Raw genomic sequence first — 16272 nt, 5'->3', positions numbered from 1 at the left:
CATCAGGTGAGGGCCGCCGTCGTTTTTTAATGTGTTGCCAGCCCGGTGGTCGAACTTTTCGGCGGGCTCAGGAGTCGCCGCCGGCTCCTCCCGTTGTTCCCGCCGTGACGTCCAGGAGTTTGTAGCGGTCCATGGCGTACGACGGCGCGCCCTCCTGCACCTCGCCCCTCGCCGCCAGCAGCTGCAGGGTTTTGACGACGATGGAGTGGGTGTCGTTTTTGAAGTAGCGGCGGGCGGCGGCGCGGGTGTCGGAGAAGCCGAAGCCGTCGGCGCCGAGGGTGGCGAAGTCGTTCGGGATGAACTGCCGGATCTGGTCCGGGACGGCCTTCATGTAGTCCGAGACGGCGACGACGGGGCCCTGGGCTCCGGCGAGCTGCCTGGTGACGAACGGTTCGCGGGCGTCCTGGCCGGGGTTGAGGAAGGCTTCCTCTTCGGCGGCGAGGCCGTCGCGGCGCAGTTCGTTCCAGGAGGTGACGGACCAGACGTCGGCGGAGACGCCCCAGTCTTCGGCGAGGATCCGCTGGGCTTCGAGGGCCCAGGGGACGGAGACGCCGGAGGCGAGGATCTGGCTCTTGGGTCCTTCGGTGGTGGAGGCCGCGAGTTTGTAGATGCCCTTCAGGACGCCTTCGACGTCGAGGTTCTCCGGTTCGGCGGGCTGGGTGATGGGCTCGTTGTAGACCGTGAGGTAGTACATGAGGTTACGGTCTGCGGAGTCGTGCCCGTACATGCGTTCGAGGCCGTCGCGGACGATGTGGCCCATTTCGTAGCCGTAGGCGGGGTCGTAGGTGACCACGGCGGGGTTGGTGGAGGCCAGCAGCGGGGAGTGTCCGTCGGCGTGCTGGAGGCCTTCGCCGGTGAGGGTGGTCCGTCCTGCGGTGGCGCCGATGATGAAGCCGCGGGTCATCTGGTCGGCGGCGGCCCAGAAGGCGTCGCCGGTGCGCTGGAAGCCGAACATGGAGTAGAACACGTAGACCGGGACCAGGGGCACGCCGTGGGTGGCGTAGGCGGTGCCGGCGGCGGTGAAGGCTGCCACGGCGCCGGCTTCGTTGATGCCGGGGTGGATCAGCTGTCCCTGCGCGGATTCCTTGTAGGCCAGGACCAGGTCCCGGTCCACGGACAGGTAGTTCTGGCCCTTGGGGTTGTAGATCTTCGCGGTCGGGAAGAACGCGTCCATGCCGAACGTCCTCGATTCGTCCGGCACGATGGGAACGATCCGGTGCCCGAACTTTTTGTCGCGGAGGAGATCCTTGAGCAGGCGGACGAACGCCATGGTGGTGGCGGCGTGCTGCTTGCCCGAACCGCGCTTGGCGACGTCGAACGTCTTAGCGTCCGGCATCTCCACCGACCCCTGGCCGGAACGGCGTTCGGGTACGGACCCGCCCAATGCCCTCCGCCGCTCCAGGAGATAGGCGATCTCGGGTGCGTCCGGACCGGGGTGGAAATACGGAGGCCGGTAAGGATCCTCTTCGAGCCGGGCATCGGAAATGGGAATCCTCAAGTAATCCCTGAATTCCTTCAGGTCGTCGAGGGTGAGTTTTTTCATCTGGTGGGTGGCGTTGCGGCCTTCGAAGTGCGGGCCCAGGCCGTAGCCCTTGACCGTTTTGGCCAGGATCACGGTGGGTTTGCCCTTGAATTCGGTCGCGGCCTTGTACGCGGCGTAGACCTTGCGGTAGTCGTGCCCGCCGCGCTTGAGGTTCCAGATCTCGTCATCGGTCAGGTCAGCGACCAGGTCCTTGGTCTGCGGGGTTTTCCCGAAGAAGTGTTCGCGGACGAACCCGCCGGATTCGGCCTTGTAGGTCTGGTAGTCCCCGTCCGGGGTTTCGTTCATGATCTGCACCAGCGACCCGTCCGTGTCGCGGGTCAGCAGGTCATCCCATTCCCGGCCCCAGACGACCTTGATCACGTTCCAGCCCGCGCCGCGGAAGAACGCCTCGAGTTCCTGCATGATCTTGCCGTTGCCGCGCACCGGGCCGTCCAGGCGCTGGAGGTTGCAGTTGATCACGAAGTTCAGGTTGTCCAGGTTCTCGTTCGCGGCGAGCTGGAGCAGGCCGCGGGACTCGGGCTCGTCCATTTCGCCGTCGCCCAGGAACGCCCAGACCTGCTGGTCCGAGGTGTCTTTCAGGCCGCGGTTGTGCAGGTACCGGTTGGACTGGGCCTGGTAGATCGCGTTCATCGGGCCGATGCCCATCGAGACGGTCGGGAACTCCCAGAAGTGCGGCATCAGCCGCGGGTGCGGGTAGGAGGACAGCGCGTGGCCTTCCTTGGACTTTTCCTGCCGGAACCCGTCCAGGTCCTCCTCCGAGAGCCGGCCTTCCATGAACGCCCGGGCGTACATGCCCGGGGACGCGTGGCCCTGGAAGAACACCTGGTCCCCGCCGCCGGGGTGGTCCTTGCCGCGGAAGAAGTGGTTGAACCCGACCTCGTACAGCGTCGCGGCACCGGCGTAGGTCGAGATATGCCCGCCCACCCCGATCTCGGGCCGCTGCGCCCGGTGCACCATCACCGCCGCGTTCCAGCGCATGTACGCCCGGTACCGGCGCTCGAACTCCTCGTTCCCCGGGAATTCCGCTTCCTGGTCCACCGGGATCGTGTTCACATAATCCGTGGTGGTCACCATCGGAACCCCGACGCTCTGCGCGCCGGCACGCTGCAGGAGACTGCGCATGATGTATTGGGCACGCTCCGTGCCCTGTTCCCTGATCAGCGCATCCAGGGACTCAACCCACTCGGCGGTCTCTTCCGGATCACGATCAGGCAGCTGGTTAGTCAACCCGCTGAGGATATGGGAGGTATCTTCTCCTGCAGCCACGGCAGCCTCGTTTCATCTTTGAATGTTGGGGCTATGTTTTCGTATTGTGAGAAAACATTCTTGCTATTCGAGATTATCCGCCAGGCTGGACCGCGGTCAAACGTGTCCCCGTTCCCGCAGTGGGACCGCGGTCCGTCAGCACCTAGCGGCGGATTGTGACCACGGCCCTTCCATCGACAGCCTTGACCGGAGGGTGATGCAGGTCATACCCTTATTTCACTATTCAACAAGTTTATTTCGCGATGTGGAATAACAGCAGCGATCGTCCGACCAATGGTCACCCGATCGAGGGCTCACCACCGCGGAAATCCCAGAAACTGGAGATCCAGATGCACACGACTCCACCAGTCGGCGTCGAACCGGCTCCCATTCCGACAGCGCCGTCGGCCCAGCCCGTTCACCAGACCACGGCCGCCGATGCCCTGTGCGAAGCGGCCAGCGCCGCTGTCGCCCGCGACATCAGCCCCAGCCTCTACAACACTGACCTCGCACCCACCAAGCGGCAAGGGCGCCGCTGGACGGGATACAGCATCTTCACCCTGTGGGCGAACGACGTGCACAGCCTCGGGAACTACGCGTTCGCCGTCGGACTCTTTTCCCTGGGCCTCGGGGGCTGGCAAATCCTGATGGCCCTGGCCATCGGGGCGGCCCTCCTCTTCGTGTTGCTCAGCTTCTCCGGGTTCATGGGGCAAAAAACGGGCGTTCCGTTTCCCGTCATGAGCCGCATCAGTTTCGGCATCCGCGGTGCCCAGCTCGCCAGCCTCCTGCGCGGCGCGGTGGCGGTGGCGTGGTTCGGCATCCAGACGTTCCTTGCCTCGGTGGTGCTCCGCGTCATGCTGGTGGCCATGGTCCCGTCCCTCCACGAGCTGGACACCAACTCCATCCTCGGCCTGAGCACGCTGGGCTGGATCTCCTTCGTGGGGCTGTGGATCGTGCAGCTTGTCATTGTCAGCTTTGGCATGGAGATGATCCGCAAGTACGAGGCCTTCGCCGGTCCGGTCATCCTGGTGACAATGGTCCTGCTGGCTGTCTGGGTCTTCATCGAGGCGCGCGGTTCCATCCAGTGGACGGGCATCCGGGGCCTCGAAGGTGGCGAGATGTGGCGAACCATTTTCGCCGGCGGTGCCCTCTGGGTCTCCATCTACGGAACATTCGTCCTGAACTTCTGCGACTTCACCCGCTCCGCCGTGTCCAAGAAGTCCATCGTGCGCGGCAACTTCTGGGGCATTCCGATCAACATGCTCCTGTTCGGCGCCATCGTGGTGGTCCTGGCCGGCGGGCAGTACAAGATCAACGGCACCATCATCGAAACGCCGTCGGACATCGTCCAAAGCATTCCCAACACCTTGTTCCTGGTGCTGGCCTGCCTCGCGATCCTCATCCTGACCATCGCGGTCAACCTCATGGCCAACTTCGTCGCCCCCGTGTATGCCCTCACTAACCTCTTCCCCAAGCGCCTCAACTTCCGCCGGGCAGCCTGGGTGAGCGGCACCATCGGCCTGGTCATCCTGCCGTGGAACCTCTATAACAACCCGCTTGTCATCGTCTACTTCCTGGGCGGGCTGGGCGCCCTTCTTGGCCCCCTGTTCGGCGTGGTCATGGCCGACTACTGGCTGATCCGCCGCGGAAAGGTCAACGTCCCCGAGCTCTATAGCCAGGACCCGGCCGGGGCCTACTTCTACAAGCGGGGCGTCAATCCGCGGGCCATCATCGCGCTGGTGCCTGCGGCCGTCCTGGCCATCCTCGTCGCGTTCGTCCCGGCCTTTGAAGCGGCGGCGCCGTTTGCCTGGTTCTTCGGTGCCGGCGTTGGTGCACTGAGCTACTACGTGATCGCCGACCGCCGTCAGCACTTTGAGGACGTCGACGGCGAGGCGATCGCCGTCGCCAGCACCCACTAAAAGCCACCAAGACCCCCAGGAGGAACCATGCGCATACTCGTTGCGAACGTCAACACCACCCAGTCCATGACCGATTCCATCGCCGCCCAGGCACGCAGCATCGCGGCGGCAGGCACCGAGATCGTCGGGATCACGCCGCGCTTCGGAGCCGACTCCTGCGAAGGCAACTTTGAGAGTTATCTGGCCGCGATCGCCGTCATGGACGCCGTGGTGAACTACCCGGAACCGTTCGACGCCGTCATCCAGGCCGGCTACGGCGAGCACGGCCGCGAGGGGCTGCAGGAGCTGCTGGACGTGCCCGTCGTCGACATCACCGAGGCGGCGGCCAGCACGGCCATGTGCCTCGGCCACAAATACTCGGTGGTCACCACCCTGGACCGCGCGGTGCCGCTCATCGAGGACCGGCTGAAGCTGGCCGGCCTCGATGCGCGCTGTGCTTCGGTGCGGGCCAGTGGGATGGCCGTGCTGGAGCTGGAGGAGGAACCTGAACGGGCGGTCGAGGCCATCATCAGCCAGGCGCTGCTCGCCGTCCGGGAGGACAAGGCCGAGGTGATCGTGCTGGGCTGCGGCGGCATGGCGGGCCTGGACGAACAGATCCGGCAGCGGGCCGGAGTGCCCGTCGTCGACGGCGTTGCGTCCGCCGTGACCATCGCGGAGTCCCTGGTCCGGATGCAGCTCTCCACGTCCAAGGTGCGGACGTACGCCACGCCGCGGCCCAAGACCGTCATAGGCTGGCCGCTGGCGACGAACGACGTTCCCGCCACCGCTTAAGATTCCAACAGCCGCCCAGGTTCCAACAACTCCAGGAGAAGCAGCATGACCGTTCCACCCACCACGGAACGGGTCGCCGTCGTCACCGGCGCCGGTTCGGGCATCGGGCGCGCGGTTGCCCGGCAAATGCTGGCGGACGGTTACCGGGTGGCCCTGGCGGGCCGCCGTGAGCAGCAGCTCCTGGAAACAGCGGACGGGCATCCGGACGCGCTTGCGGTGCCGTGCGATGTCACCGTGCCCGACGACGTCGAACACCTTTTCGCTTCAGTCCTCCGGCGCTGGGGCCGGGTGGACGTCCTGTTCAACAACGCCGGCGTCTTCGGCCCGGCGGCATCGGTGGATGAGATCACCCTGGCGGACTGGGAGGCCACCGTGGCCGTGAACCTGACCGGCTCGGTGCTGTGCGCCGGTGCTGCCGTCCGGGCGATGAAGGCGCAGTCGCCGCAGGGCGGCCGGATCATCAACAACGGCTCCATCTCCGCGCACTCACCCCGGCCGCGGACCGTGGCCTACGCCGTCACCAAGCACGCCATGACGGGCCTGACCAAGAGCATCGAGCTGGACGGCCGGGAGTTCGGGATCACCTGCGGACAGATCGACATCGGCAACACGGCCACGGAAATCATGGACACCATCGGAGTTGGCTCGGGGGCGGTGCAGGCCGACGGAAGCCGCAAGGTGGAACCGATGTTCCCGGTGGAGGACGCGGCCCGTGCAGTGCTGATGATGGCCGGGATGCCGCCCTCGGCCAGCGTGGGCTCGGTGGTCATCACGGCCGCGGGAATGCCCTTCATAGGCCGCGGCTGACCTCCTTCGCTCCATCCTTCCTCCTTCCGAGCGCAGGGGCGTCCGGGTGCCCAAATCGTGCGGGCCCGGCCCTGCCGCACTCGTCCGCTCGCACGCCGCACTTGATCCGGACATCGTCGAACCCGTGCGATGGGGCAAGAAAAGCGGACCGCATTTACGGGAGCCCGGACGGTCCGTCCTGCCCATCAACGACCTTGTGGTGGCCGGGGACGCCATCGTCAGCGAGCACGCCAGGCGCGTCGGGCCGCCGAAGGTCGCCAGGGTGCCGCTGGCCGGTGGTTTCCCAGGTGAGGCGGGCGCTCCGCAAAGGGCCTCAAGTCCCAACAAGCGGACAAAAACTCAATTGTGACCGCCTGCATAGTTCCGCATCGTGAAAACTGAATTTCCTCTTGCGGAATTGTGTGACCGGGGTTACGTTGGAAGCAGACCCCGATCCGGGGCAGTTCCCAATTGATAGGTACAGATCAATGAAGATCCCAGATTCCACGGCGCTGAAGGCGAGTTCGGTGCCGTCGAAGAAGAAGCCCCTGTATAGGTCGCTCTTCTTCCAAATTCTGATCGCCGTCGTGGCAGGTGTTCTCATAGGGCATTTCTGGCCGGACCTTGGCTCCCAGCTGAGGCCGCTCGGTGACGGCTTCATCCAGCTCATCAAAATGATCATCGCGCCGCTGATCTTCCTCGTGATCGTCACGGGAATTTCGGCCGTTGGCGACGTCAAGGCGGTCGGAAGGGTAGGAGTCAAGGCTCTTCTCTACTTCACAGCGGCCACACTCTTCGCCCTGGTTTTCGGCCTGATCGTCGGCAACGTTGTCCAGCCCGGAGCGGGCCTCAATATCGACCCGAGCACCCTGTCCCAGGAGGCACTCGACGCCAAGACCGGCCATGCCGTGCCGAAGGACGCAGCGGCCTTCATCCTGGACGTCATCCCCACCAGCGTCATCGGCGCCTTCGCCAGCAACAGCCTGCTGCAGGTCCTCTTCTTCTCGGTCTTCTTCGGCGCCGCAATTGTGGTCATCGGCCGGGAGCGCTGCATGCCGGTCATCAGCCTCATGGAGACGGTCCTCGAACTCATCTTCAAGATCATGTCCTGGATCATGAAGGTGGCCCCGATCGGTGCCTTCGGCGCGATGGCCTTCATCATCGGCCAGTACGGGCTAGACACCCTGGGCACCTACGCGATGCTGATCGCCGCCTGCTACGGCGCCGCGGTGGTGTTCATCGGGCTCCTGTTCGTTGTGGCCTGGAGCTTCGCCCGGGTTCCGCTGTGGCAGTTCCTCAAGTACACCCGCGAGGAATTCCTGCTGGCCCTGGGCACTGCGTCCACGGAAGCCGTGATGCCGCGCATCATGACCAAGCTGACGAATGCCGGATGCTCCCGGGCCACCACCGGCCTGGTGGTGCCCACCGGGTACTCGTTCAACCTCGACGGTGCGGCGATCTACCTGTCCATCTCCCTGCTGTTCCTGGCCCAGGCCTTCGGCCACCACCTGGACCTCGGCCAGCAGCTCGCGGCCCTCGGCGTCCTGCTGCTGACCTCGAAGGGTATGGCCGGCGTTCCCGGCTCGTCCTTCCTGGCACTGTCCGCCACGGCGGCTGCGCTCGGAATCTTCCCGGTAGCCGGCGTCGCGCTGCTCCTCGGGGCCGACCGGCTGATGGACTCCATGCGCGTGGTGGTCAACCTGCTGGGCAACTGCGTGGCGACCTTCGTGGTCTCCAAGTGGGAGGGCCAGTTCGACCGCAGCGTCATGCTCCGGGCGTTCCGCGGCGAGATCACCAACCACGATTCCGCCGTCATGCTCGGTGTCGAGGAGGATTTCCAGGAGCAGGAACTGGAACGGATCAGCGGGGGCGGGCAGGCTTCGCCCAAGTTCCGCGGCGGCCCGAGCCCCGATGAGATGCCGGAGTTCCAGATGAGCAGGCCGTCGGCAGCCATCAACCACGAATAGCGTACGGAGTTTTTGTACAGATACTGGCCGCTAAGGACCCTTGAGGTCGCGATATCTGTACAAAAACTCCAGAGGGCAGAAGGCAGGATCCCGTCCAAGGCTGAGCAGTTCAGACTTGGGCGGGGTCCTGCCTTTCGTGCGGGAGTGGGGAAGCGGAGCTCAGAGGGGGAGGAGGGCTGAGAGGTCGGCGCGCAGGCCCGAAGCCGCCACGCGTCCGGCGCTGACGGCGTCCGCCCAGCTAAGCCGGCCGGTCACCATCGCCAGCCAGGTGGCGGCGTCGCACTCAATGACGTTCGGGGGAGTGCCGCGGGTGTGCCGCGGGCCCTCCACACACTGGGTGACGCCGAACGGCGGCACCCGCACCTCCACCGAATTGCCCGGCGCCCGGGCGGTGACTTCCTCGAGGGAGTACCGGACCGCCGTCGCGATCACCGAGCGGGGAACCGCGGGTGCGGCCGGAACAGCGTCCGGAGCAGCGTCCGACGGCGGGACGGCACCTGCCGCCCATTGGCTCAGTGCCGCTTGGCCGTCGGCCGGGTCGATTCTGCGGCGCGCAACTGCCACCGGTGCCTCCTTGAAAAGCTAAAAGTACGTTAGTCCAGCAGGGCCGAGACGGCATGGCCCAGGCGGATCTTGCCCACCGGGCGGCCGCCGCCGAGGACCGGCTCCACCACCTTCTCGAGCACGCTGGACACCCCCGGGATGTCGACGGCTCCGCAGGCCGCCAGCAGGGTCAGCCCCACCAGCGAGGTGGCCCGCAGGTTGCCGTCGAGCACCTTGAGGGCCACGGAAACCCCCTGGGACGTGGCCATGACCAGGATCCCCTCAGCGCCGATCTTGGCGATGACGTCCAGCTCCTCCATGACGATCGTATTGGCCTCGCCCCTGCCCTGGACCGCCCACGGGTAGTCCAGCATGGACGTTGCGATCGTGGCGGCGCGGGCGTTGGAGGTCTTGTCGGAGGGGGCTTTGGCGAGCAGGGAGTAGGCGCGGGCCAGCCCGGTCAGTGAGATGGCCGCTACCGGTGCGCCGCAACCGTCGATGCCCAGGTGAGCGATCTGCTCGCCGGAGTACTCCTCGATCACGGTGCGGATGCGCTGCTGCAGCGGGTGGTTGGGTTCCAGGTAGCTGTGCGTGTCCCAGCCGTTCTCGGTGCAGGCCCACAGGAAGGCCGCGTGCTTCCCCGAGCAGTTGAACGCCAGCCGGGACTTACCCCGCTCAGACCGGGTCAGCCAGGTCCGGGCCGTCTCGTCCTGCGGCCACGCGGCGGGGCACTGCAGCTGGTCCTCCTTGACGCCCGCGGCCTTGAGCATGCCCTCGACGACGTCCATGTGGTCGAGCGATCCGGTGTGGCTGGCGCAGGCGAGTGCCACCTGGGCGCCGCGCAGGGGAACGCCGGACTGCATCGCAGCCAGCGCCTGCAGGGGCTTGAGCGTGGACCGGGCCAGGATGGGGGTGGAGATGTCGCCGAGCTGGGTGACCACGTGGCCGTCAGCGGCGAGCACCACGGCTGCCCCGATATGGCGGGACTCCACGAATCCGCTTCGTTCAACCACGGCGAGTTCGACGGCGGAATCCACAGTGAACGTGGCGTGCGAATTTAGGGCCATGGGCCCAGTCTATGGTGCGGCAGGGGCTTTCCCCGGGAGCCGTCCGGGGCGGCTGGCCGGATAGAACGCGCGGCCGATGCGCCGCGGAACCGGCTACTCAACCGTGACCATGACCGACTGCCAGCCGGAAGCGCCGTCAGGCACGGGGTCGGCGCGCTTCTCCGTCTGCACCTCGCGGGTCCCGTCCGTGGCGCGCACCCTGATGTAGTGCGAGCCCGGCTTGGCATCCCAGTCGAAGGACCATTGCCGCCACGTGTCCACGGACGCCTCGTCCGAGAGCACGGCCTCAGCCCAGTCGCCGCCGTCGATCTGCACCTCGACCTTGGTGATGCCCCGGGTCTGCGCCCACGCCGTACCGCCGACGGCCACCCGCCCGGCCGGCACCACCGCGAAGGATTTGGGCACCTCCACCCGGGCCATCGTCTTGATGGGGCCGCGTTCCGACCAGCCGCGTTGGGTCCAGTAGGCCTTGCTGTCGGCGAAGCGGGTCACCTCCAGATCCACCACCCACTTCGTGGCGGACACGAAGCCGTACAGCCCCGGCACCACCATACGCACGGGGTAGCCGTGTTCCAGCGGCAGCGGTTCGCCGTTCATGCCGATGGCGAGCATGGCGTCGCGGCCATCCTGCAGGACCTCCAGTGGCGTGGAGGCGCTGAATCCGTCGATGGAGGTGGAGAGGACCATGTCCGCCCCGGCGGTGGGCCTGGCCCGCCTGAGAACCTCGCGGAGGGGGAGTCCCAGCCATCTGGCGTTGCCGGCGAGGTTGCCGCCCACCGGATTGGAAACGCAGGTGAGGGTTACATGGGACTCGATCAGGTCGGCGTCGAGCAGGTCCTGGAAGGTGAGCCGGACCTCCTCCTCCACGAGCCCGTGCACGCGCAGTTCCCACTCCTCCGCCTTGATCTCCGGAAGGCTGAGGGCGGTGTCGATCCGGTAGAAGTCCCTGCCGGGTGTCAGCCACGGCGTCACGCCGGGTGTTGTCGACTGGACCCCGGCAGGCACGGCGGCTGCGGGCCGGGCGGGCGCCGGCAGCCGGAGGGACTCCCGGGCCTGCGCCACATTGCTGCGCGCGGCGCTCAGCAGCCGGCCCCCGACGGCGGCGAGGCCCGCAGCGGCCGCCGTGATACCTGTTGCTGCGAAGAAGGCGCGCCGGGAGGCGGCCGGGCGCTCCGGCGCCTTGGCCGCGACGTCGGCCGGCGAAGCGGGAAAGGCCCGGAGCCGCCACAGCCGCGAGACCAGCAGCCGCAGCACAACCAGCCCCGCCACGGTTCCCACCAGCGAGGGCACGGCGTCCAGCGGCCTGACGCCCGCGCGGGTCACCACGCCGGCCACGATCACCGCGCCCATGAACAGCACTCCGGCGGCGCCCAGCGCCCATCTCCGGTACGCCACCACACCCAGCAAGCACGCCAGCACGAAAATCGTCAGGCCCATCCCGGCGAAAAGCGCGGCCTTGTCATTGGTACCGAACGTCGCAATCGCGAAGTCCTTCAGCCGTGGCGGCGTGAAGTCGATGAACGTCGAACCGAGGGCGACCAGGGGGGTGGCGCGGGCCGTAAAGAACGCCCCCAACAGTTCCGCTACGGAAAGAACGACGGCGGCGGCGGCCACCCCGGCGAGGGCCGCCAGTGCGGCTGGTCCCCTGAGCAACCTCATGAGCTTCTTCATGACATTGATTCGTAGCGGCGGGCCGCCCGGATTGTCCGCCGGCCAACTGAGGGCCGGGCCTCAGCTTAGGAGCCAGCACGGTCCACAAAGTACCCTTGGAGACTGTGAAGGTACTCGTCATTGGCCCCGGTGGCCGCGAACACGCCATTGTCCGCTCCCTCCTTGCCGACCCCAACGTCTCCGAAGTCCACGCGGCTCCGGGCAACGCCGGCATCAGCAAGCTCGTCCCCACGCACGCCATCAACGGGAACGATCCGGACGCAGTGGCGGCGCTCGCCACCCGGCTCGACGTCGACCTCGTGGTCGTTGGTCCCGAAGCCCCCCTCGCCGCCGGTGTTTCCGACGCCGTGCGCGACGCCGGCATCCCGGTGTTCGGCCCCAGCAAGGCGGCCGCCCAGCTGGAGGCCTCCAAGGCTTTCGCGAAGCAGGTCATGGCCGAAGCCGGCGTTCCCACCGCCATGGCGCTGGTCGCTGCCAACTCGGACGAGGCAGCCGCGGCGCTGGACACCTTCGGGGCCCCCTACGTCGTCAAGGACGACGGCCTGGCCGCCGGCAAGGGCGTGGTGGTCACCAATGACCGGAACGATGCCCTGGCCCACGCCCAGAGCTGCTTCGACGCCGGCGGAACCGTCGTCATCGAGGAGTTCCTGGACGGCCCCGAGGTCTCCGTGTTCGTCCTGTGCGACGGCCGCAACACCGTGGCCCTGTCCCCGGCGCAGGACTTCAAGCGCATCTACGACAACGACGAAGGCCCCAACACCGGCGGCATGGGCGCGTACACCCCGCTCGACTGGGCCCCTGAAGGCCTGGTCCAGGAGGTCATCGACCGGATCGCCCAGCCCACCGTGGACGAGATGGCCCGCCGCGGCACCCCGTTCGTCGGCGTGCTGTTCGTCGGCCTGGCGCTGACCAAGCGCGGCACGCGCGTCATCGAATTCAACGTCCGCTTCGGCGACCCCGAAACCCAGGCTGTGCTCGCACGGCTCAAGACGCCGCTCGGTTCCCTGCTCCTGTCAGCTGCCAAGGGCGAACTGGACCAGGCAGAAGAGCTGCGCTGGTCCAAGGACACGGCAGTCGCCGTCGTCGTTGCCTCCGAAAACTACCCGGACACCCCGCGCACGGGCGACCGCATCCGCGGGCTCAAGAAGGTGGACGAGCTGGACGGCGTCCACGTGATCCACGCCGGAACCAAGCTCGACGACGAAGGCAAGGTGGTCTCGGCCGGCGGTCGCGTTCTGGCCGTGGTGGCCCTGGGATCCGACCTCGTGGAGGCCCGGGAAAGGGCGTACGACGGCGTGGAGCTGGTTCAGCTGGAAGGCGCCCAGTTCCGCACGGACATCGCAGGCAAGGCAGCCCGCGGTGAGATCAAGGTGTCGGCCGCCGTCGCGGCCCCGTCGGCTGCCCAGGCCGGCTCCGCATCGGAAGAGAAGGCGTGACAGTGGCTGAACAGGAAGGCCCCCGCGGCCTGGACACCCCGCACATCGAGCTGCCCGGCTGGAAGCACGTCTACTCCGGCAAAGTCCGCGACCTCTACGTCCCGGCCAGCGACGCCATCAACGAACAGTTCGGGCAGGAATGCGTGCTGGTGGTGGCGAGCGACCGCATCAGCGCCTACGACCACGTGCTCAGCAGCGAGATCCCGGACAAAGGACGGATCCTCACCCAGCTGAGCCTCTTGGTGGTTCGACCAGCTGGACGTTGAGCACCACGTCCTGGCATCCACCGTGGAGGACGGCGTGCCGGCCGCGGTCGAGGGCAGGGCGATGATCTGTAAGAAGCTGGAAATGTTCCCGGTGGAGTGCATCGCCCGCGGCTACCTCACCGGCTCCGGCCTCGTGGAGTACCGGCAGTCCGGCACGGTCTGCGAGATTCCGCTTCCGGAAGGCCTGGTGGACGGCTCCCGCCTGGAGCACGCCATCTTCACCCCGTCGGCAAAGGCCGAGGTGGGCGAGCACGACGAAAACATCACCTACGACGCCGTCGTGTCCATCGTGGGCGACGACATCGCCGCGCGCCTGAGCGAGCTGACCCTGAGCATCTACACCAAGGCCGAGGAGATCGCCCGTGAACGCGGCATTATCCTGGCCGACACCAAGGTGGAGTTCGGCTACGACGTCGTGAACGGTGCCATTACGCTGGGCGACGAGGTCCTCACCCCGGATTCGTCCCGGTTCTGGGACGCGGCCACCTACGAGCCCGGCAAGGCGCAGCCCTCCTACGACAAGCAGTTTGTCCGGGACTGGCTGACGTCCGCCGAATCGGGCTGGGACAAGGCCTCGGACACGCCGCCGCCGGCCCTGCCCGCGGACATCGTGGAGCGCACCCGCGCCCGCTACGTCGAGGCCTACGAGAAGCTGACCGGCCGCACGTTCAGCTAGGTTTTCAACAGACGTCAGGCGCCCCCGGGAAGAGTCCCGGGGGCGCCTGACGTCTTTGCGTTGCGGCTGCTAGCTGGCCTCTGCGGCCGCGGCGCGGCGCTGGGCGAGCCGGATCTCCAGCACGGCGTCCAGGGCCTGCTGGACGCGGTCCTGGGCACCGGCGGCGCTGAACTCCTTCTGCGCCTCCTCCAGGTGCACCAGTGCCTCATCAGCTTCGCCCGCGGCCTTCAGCGACTTGCCGAGCAGCAGCGAGACTTCGCCGGCGGTGTGCCGGGCCAGGTCGGCGCGTTCGGCGTGGATATCGCGGAGCTTCTGCACCGCGGCCACAATGTCGCCGGTGAGGTAGAGCCAGCGGGCGCGGATGAACGCGACCTCCAGCTGGTCCGTCTTGTTGCCGCCGACGATGGACAGCGCGAGCTCGGCGCGTTCGATGGCGGACAGGGTCTCCGGCTCGACGATTCCGGAGGACAGGCGGACGGCGGCCGACGCCTTGTTGAAGCGGGCCCAGAGCTCGATGTCGTTGGCGGGGGAGAGCAGCTTGGCCGCCCGCTCGTGGTGCTTGATGCCTTCCGGGTAGTCGTGCCGCATGAACGCGACGTTCCCGATCACCCAGGCCACCTCGCCGGCGAGCTGGGACATCGAATGCTCGTCCATCTGCTCATTCATGTCCTGGCAGTACTTCCAGGCCTCGTCCAGCCGGCCGCTCTCGGCCAGGGCACCGATCAGGGCACGGAGCGCTCCGATGATCAGTGTTGATCCCTTGGGCAGCTGCGCGCACAGTTCCACTGCCTTCTCGGCGTGTTCGACGGCGGTGCTCAGCTGGCCCTGTCCGTGGCACAGGGCGGCGAGCATCTGGCGCGCCCGGACACCGAGGCCGGCCGATTCGGTGGCCATGGGGTGCTCGGACAGGTGCTCCATGATTTTCTGGCATTCCTTGAGCTGGCCCTGCTTCATGAGGCATTCGGCCTGCATGTAGGTCATGTTCCACCAGGCGCTGGTGTTCTTGCCGTCCAGGGCAATTCGGGCCGCGTTGGCGGCATGCTCGGCGGCGAGAGCGTAGTCGCGCAGGTCCCAGGCCTGCCGGGCGTAGAGTCCGGCCAGCACGTATTCGGCGTCGCTGACCGAGATGGGCTGGCTCCACGCTTCCAGCGCCTTGGGGGCGAGCTCGAGCCGTCGGGCGAGCTCTTCAATGACGTCGGCTGTGGGTTCCCGCCGGCCTGTCTCCAGCAAGGAGATGTAGCTGGGAGAGTACAAATCTTTGCCCAGTTCGGCCTGAGTCAGTCCGCGCTCCAGCCGCTCAGCGCGGAGCTTCTCCCCGAATCCGTTACCCACTGGGGTTCCTCCTATTCCGGACAGCCTTTGTACAGAATGCTTGACACCCTCTGTGGAAAACATTTTACAATGTATGTCAACAAGGACTGTGCTGATTTGGTAAATCCGACTCGTATTGAGGAACTCTCACATGTTGAAGAAGATAGCAGCCGGCGCCGTTTTGGCGGGGGCCCTCGCATTTTCTGCTGCGGCTCCCGCCGTTCTGTCTGCAGGCTCGATCGCGGACAACGCGGGCACCTCGGTTGCCATTGGCAACTGGCCGGATCCGATGCGCGTCAAGGACGTGAACAAGACCACTATCGGCAATTGGCCCGATCCCATGGTGTCCAAGACCACCATTGGCAACTGGCCTGATCCCATGTAAACAGCTTTCATGAGGAGAACGGTCCCGGAACATGTTCCGGGGCCGTTTTTTCTTCCCGGAAACAGCAGCCGTAACCAAGGAGTGGGGACCATGACACGGAGAGTGACCGACGGCCTGCAGCGGGCCTTTTTCCTGTGGACCATTGCCGGCACGTCTCTGATCGTGGCAGCCGCTGCCGGCGCCGCAATCGTTGAGGTGTTCAGGGGAACGGCCGACGCCGGGACTTTCGTCTGGGGGATGATCGGCATTGCGGCGCTGCTGGAGTCGGTGGTGCTTTTCGCCGTCGGCCTCCGTCTGCGCCACGGCTACCTGCACCAGGTCCAAAGCTACGACAGCCGGGGCGACTACCTGGCCGACGACGGATCCCGCAGGCCCCGGATGCCCCTCCTCGGCGACGGGCAGGCGACCCAGAACATCCACAACCAGAGCCTCGGCGGAAACTGAGCCCGGACGGACCCACCTAGGTAGCACTTGTGGGGGTTCCCAGCGCTGAGAAGGCCCTGTGCTGCTACCTAGTTGGGCGCCTGGGCAGTAGCTGAAGTAACCCGCAGTAGCTGAAGAAACAGGAAGAGGGCCTCCCGTGGGGGAGACCCTCTTTCCTTTTGGTCGGGATGACAGGATTTGAACCTGCGACCTCTTCGTCCCGAACGAAGCGCGCTACCAAGCTGCGCTACATCCCGATCCGT

13 protein-coding genes, 1 tRNA gene and 1 pseudogene are annotated in these 16272 nt (G+C 66.6%); 9 read left to right on the top strand and 6 right to left on the bottom strand.

Features of this window, described 5'->3' with window-relative positions:
• Window positions 1–67 precede the first annotated feature (67 nt).
• The gene (gene aceE / locus QF036_RS21520) at window positions 68–2809 is read right to left on the bottom strand and encodes a pyruvate dehydrogenase (acetyl-transferring), homodimeric type (RefSeq protein WP_307105160.1); all 2742 of its coding nucleotides are present in this window, start codon (window positions 2807–2809) and stop codon (window positions 68–70) included.
• Between the two features lie 329 nt (window positions 2810–3138).
• Here aceE and QF036_RS21515 point away from each other — a divergent pair, with 329 nt between their 5' ends.
• From QF036_RS21515 to QF036_RS21495, 5 genes are all read left to right on the top strand, one after another.
• Window positions 3139–4707 carry an NCS1 family nucleobase:cation symporter-1 gene (locus QF036_RS21515; RefSeq protein WP_307105158.1) on the top strand — a complete coding sequence of 523 codons (1569 nt, stop codon included), beginning with the start codon at window positions 3139–3141 and terminating at the stop codon, window positions 4705–4707.
• Window positions 4708–4734: 27 nt separating this feature from the next.
• Window positions 4735–5478 (top strand): aspartate/glutamate racemase family protein, encoded by a 744-nt coding sequence (locus tag QF036_RS21510; protein ID WP_307105156.1) that lies wholly within the window; start codon window positions 4735–4737, stop codon window positions 5476–5478.
• A 45-nt stretch (window positions 5479–5523) separates the two neighbouring features.
• Window positions 5524–6285 carry an SDR family oxidoreductase gene (locus QF036_RS21505; protein ID WP_307105154.1) on the top strand — a complete coding sequence of 254 codons (762 nt, stop codon included), beginning with the start codon at window positions 5524–5526 and terminating at the stop codon, window positions 6283–6285.
• Window positions 6286–6331: 46 nt separating this feature from the next.
• Window positions 6332–6634, top strand: coding sequence for a hypothetical protein (locus QF036_RS21500; protein ID WP_307105152.1), 303 nt, complete (start codon window positions 6332–6334; stop codon window positions 6632–6634).
• A 118-nt stretch (window positions 6635–6752) separates the two neighbouring features.
• Window positions 6753–8231, top strand: coding sequence for a cation:dicarboxylate symporter family transporter (locus QF036_RS21495; RefSeq protein WP_307105150.1), 1479 nt, complete (start codon window positions 6753–6755; stop codon window positions 8229–8231).
• Between the two features lie 159 nt (window positions 8232–8390).
• Here the strand turns inward: QF036_RS21495 and QF036_RS21490 are convergent, their stop codons facing one another.
• The 3 genes from QF036_RS21490 to QF036_RS21480 form a co-directional block, all read right to left on the bottom strand.
• A complete protein-coding gene (locus QF036_RS21490; protein WP_307105148.1) occupies window positions 8391–8795 on the bottom strand; it encodes a sterol carrier family protein in 405 nt (134 codons plus the stop codon).
• Between the two features lie 29 nt (window positions 8796–8824).
• Window positions 8825–9841, bottom strand: a complete 1017-nt coding sequence (locus QF036_RS21485) for an asparaginase (protein WP_307105147.1) — start codon at window positions 9839–9841, stop codon at window positions 8825–8827.
• Between the two features lie 93 nt (window positions 9842–9934).
• Complete coding sequence (locus QF036_RS21480) at window positions 9935–11512, bottom strand: molybdopterin-dependent oxidoreductase (RefSeq protein WP_307105145.1); 1578 nt, start codon at window positions 11510–11512, stop codon at window positions 9935–9937.
• 104 nt (window positions 11513–11616) lie between these two features.
• On the opposite strand from QF036_RS21480, the gene purD reads away from it, so the two are divergent.
• A complete protein-coding gene (gene purD, locus QF036_RS21475; protein ID WP_307106048.1) occupies window positions 11617–12948 on the top strand; it encodes a phosphoribosylamine--glycine ligase in 1332 nt (443 codons plus the stop codon).
• A gap of 2 nt (window positions 12949–12950) precedes the next feature.
• Window positions 12951–13890: pseudogene (locus tag QF036_RS21470) on the top strand (phosphoribosylaminoimidazolesuccinocarboxamide synthase).
• Window positions 13891–13959: 69 nt separating this feature from the next.
• Here the strand turns inward: QF036_RS21470 and QF036_RS21465 are convergent.
• Window positions 13960–15222: a helix-turn-helix domain-containing protein gene (locus tag QF036_RS21465; RefSeq protein WP_003797893.1), complete on the bottom strand. Its 1263-nt coding sequence runs from the start codon at window positions 15220–15222 to the stop codon at window positions 13960–13962.
• Window positions 15223–15352: 130 nt separating this feature from the next.
• On the opposite strand from QF036_RS21465, the gene QF036_RS21460 reads away from it, so the two are divergent.
• Window positions 15353–15586 (top strand): hypothetical protein, encoded by a 234-nt coding sequence (locus QF036_RS21460; RefSeq protein WP_307105144.1) that lies wholly within the window; start codon window positions 15353–15355, stop codon window positions 15584–15586.
• Window positions 15587–15676: 90 nt separating this feature from the next.
• The gene (locus QF036_RS21455; protein WP_307105142.1) at window positions 15677–16030 is read left to right on the top strand and encodes a hypothetical protein; all 354 of its coding nucleotides are present in this window, start codon (window positions 15677–15679) and stop codon (window positions 16028–16030) included.
• Between the two features lie 159 nt (window positions 16031–16189).
• On the opposite strand, the gene QF036_RS21450 is transcribed toward QF036_RS21455, so the two are convergent.
• Window positions 16190–16266: transfer RNA gene (locus tag QF036_RS21450), tRNA-Pro, on the bottom strand.
• Window positions 16267–16272 lie beyond the last annotated feature (6 nt).

This window comes from Arthrobacter globiformis, from assembly GCF_030817195.1.
Taxonomy (GTDB): domain Bacteria; phylum Actinomycetota; class Actinomycetes; order Actinomycetales; family Micrococcaceae; genus Arthrobacter; species Arthrobacter globiformis_D.
Note: the sequence above shows the minus strand (reverse complement) of the source record. Positions and strands in the feature narration are given on the sequence as shown.